The sequence below is a fragment of the Cytophagia bacterium CHB2 genome, assembly GCA_030263535.1.
Lineage (GTDB): Bacteria > Zhuqueibacterota > Zhuqueibacteria > Zhuqueibacterales > Zhuqueibacteraceae > Coneutiohabitans.
The window spans coordinates 1-2,452 of record SZPB01000588.1 but is presented as its reverse complement, the minus strand read 5'-3'; the positions used below and the strand labels follow the sequence as shown (position 1 = coordinate 2,452).

Here is a 2,452-nt window from a genome sequence, read left to right as displayed (position 1 = left end):
GTGGCATCTTCCGTGCGAACGGAAAAACGCAATTGTCCGGATTCCCCCTGTTTTAATGCGCCTTCCCAGCTAGTTGCGCCGCTGATAAATGTGGTCTTGGCGGGCAACACGACGGTGATTTTGGCGGAAGCTTGGTCCAGTTTCGAGGTAAAATTAATTTCGATCTCGGCAATTTTCGTTGCCGGCTGATACTGCGTCACAGCCATTTGTAAATCCAACGGCAAGGCAATGCCGGTATCGAGCGGCAGAGCCTCGGACTCCTGTGCAACGGGGGCAACCTGTTGCGGCGGAGCCTGGCGGCAAGCCGCCAACAGCAAAAGACCGGAGAAACATATCGCAAAAACAAAACGAACGTTACGCATGATACAATCGATCCTTTTCAATAAGTGACTGTCTGAAAATCAAATACCAAAACAATTCAAGCCGCCATTACAAATTTCCCCTCTTTATACAACAACTGCTCATCCACCCAAATTTCCCCGCCGGCGCGTAAATCGCAAATCATGTCCCAATGAATCGCGGATTGATTGACGCCGCCGGATTCCGGATAGCTCGCGCCCAACGCCAGGTGAAAGCTGCCGCCGATTTTTTCATCGAACAAAATTTGGCGCGTGAAGCGCGTAATACCCTCATTGGTGGCAATGGCAAACTCGCCGGCGCGGCGCGCGCCCTCGTCGGTGTCCAGCGTGGCCAGCAAGAATTCTTCATTTTTTTCAGCGCTGGCGCGCACGACTTTGCCCTGTTCGAACCACAGGCGCACGCCTGCCACCTCTTTGCCGCCATAAATCGCGGGATAGGAGAAATACACCTGGCCTTCGACGCTGTCTTCCACCGGCGCGGTGAAAACCTCGCCGTCCGGCAGGTTAAAATTTCCCGCGCAATTGATGAACGGCCGCCCGGCAATGCTCAAACGCAAATCCGTGCCCGGCGCTTCCACGTGCACGCGCTGCTTGCCACTCAGCCATTTGACGATACGATCTTGCTGTACGGCAACGCGTTGCCAATACCCAACCGGGTCGTGCAAATCCGGCATGCAGGCTTGATAAAAGAAATCTTCAAATTCGCGCAAGCTCATCTCGGCGTCTTGCGCATAGGCATGCGTCGGGAAAATGGTGTAGACCCAGCGCAATTCTCCGGCCGCCGTGCGTTGCATCAAAATTGTGCTCAACACCGCGCGCGCTTGCGCCCGCAGGGAGATTTTTTTCGGATCGACATTACTCAGCGCCTTGGTGTTGCTGGCGCCGTCGATTTGAATGAGAACATCGTGACGCTCGCGCACCAAACGATCGATCTCAGAAACATACTGCAATTGTTCACCGGAGGCGTGACGATAAAACAATTCATCGATCTCCGGCAGCTCGGGCAGCACAATGGGATAGCCGCCGACTTGCAAAACCCTGGCATAGACGGCGGACAAAAGCGGCGCGGCGATCGCTTCACCTTGAATCACGACTTTGTCACGCGGACGGACTTTGACGGAGTAATGAACGAGTAAATCGGCGAGTTTTTCGAGACGGGGATCAGGCATGTATGCTTTGCGCTGGCGGCCTTTCGATTTCAATTCGTGTTATTACCGCATCATCACAAATGAAGCGAGAAAAGCTCCATGAAAACTGATTGGAACGCAATTTAGAACTTCCTGCACGAATTGCAAGATTTACCTCACCACCATTTTCTTCATTTGTTGCCAGACTCTTTTTTTGAATTGCCGCGGTTTTATGCGGATTTAAAGGGGCTCTGTCTTAAATTCTTATGCATTTTTGATCAAGTTTGACTCTTTTTTCAGAAATTTCCGCAGCAACTGCGGGCAATAGCAAAAGTCCGCGCAATGCCGTGCTGACAAGATCATCATTCCAAATGGTCCGCTGAAAAAAACAATGGATGAAAGCACCCAACAGATTTCGTTCCCGGCATTCGCTGGCAGAACTTTTCAAGTTGAACTCTACACGCCGATGAAGCTGATCGAACAGTGGCGACAGCCCCGTCCACAAAAATTGCATCCTAAAACAAAAGCCTTAACGAAAATGAACGACGGGCCGGCGACCATAACATTTTTTGTCGAACTCTTTCAGAGTTCTCGTGGGCATGGTTGTTTTCCCAGGGTGCGCTGCGCGCGACCCTCGGCTTTGTTGTTGAACGCCTTCGGCGTATTCGTGCGGCCCACACAGAACAGCATAGAACCAATTATTTGAGCAGCTTTGAAAACGCCGACGACAGAAGTAGAGCTGCCACAGAAAAAAAGCCTTTTCGGTGGGATTTCAGTGGCGAAACACTTTCAGTCTCGCCGCCGCGGGATTATTCTAACTTTGAGCGCCTTACGGCCTAAAGACGTTTCGAGTGACATATTTGCCTCCACTGCTGTCCGGTTAAAACTAGAAAGCCACCAAAGCAACTACGATTTTGACTAATATTTATAGGGTCAAGATGCGATTCTATGCTTTGGCATTATTCT

The 2,452-nt window shown here is 51.1% G+C and carries 3 protein-coding genes; 1 reads left to right on the top strand and 2 read right to left on the bottom strand.

Annotated elements, in window-relative coordinates; all coding sequences use genetic code 11:
- The coding region (locus FBQ85_29230) for a hypothetical protein (protein ID MDL1879214.1) at positions 1-362 on the bottom strand (362 nt) is incomplete at its 3' end.
- A 56-nt stretch (positions 363-418) separates the two neighbouring features.
- Positions 419-1,528: an aminopeptidase gene (locus FBQ85_29225; GenBank protein MDL1879213.1), complete on the bottom strand. Its 1,110-nt coding sequence runs from the start codon at positions 1,526-1,528 to the stop codon at positions 419-421.
- A gap of 349 nt (positions 1,529-1,877) precedes the next feature.
- Here FBQ85_29225 and FBQ85_29220 point away from each other — a divergent pair, with 349 nt between their 5' ends.
- Positions 1,878-2,192 carry a hypothetical protein gene (locus FBQ85_29220; protein ID MDL1879212.1) on the top strand — a complete coding sequence of 105 codons (315 nt, stop codon included), beginning with the start codon at positions 1,878-1,880 and terminating at the stop codon, positions 2,190-2,192.
- Positions 2,193-2,452: the final 260 nt, after the last annotated feature.

Coding starts and splice junctions, on each gene's coding strand:
- FBQ85_29225 (MDL1879213.1), bottom strand. CDS start 1,528: ATGCCTGATCCCCGTCTCGAAAAACTCGCCGATTTACTCGTTCATTAC.
- FBQ85_29220 (MDL1879212.1), top strand. CDS start 1,878: ATGGATGAAAGCACCCAACAGATTTCGTTCCCGGCATTCGCTGGCAGA.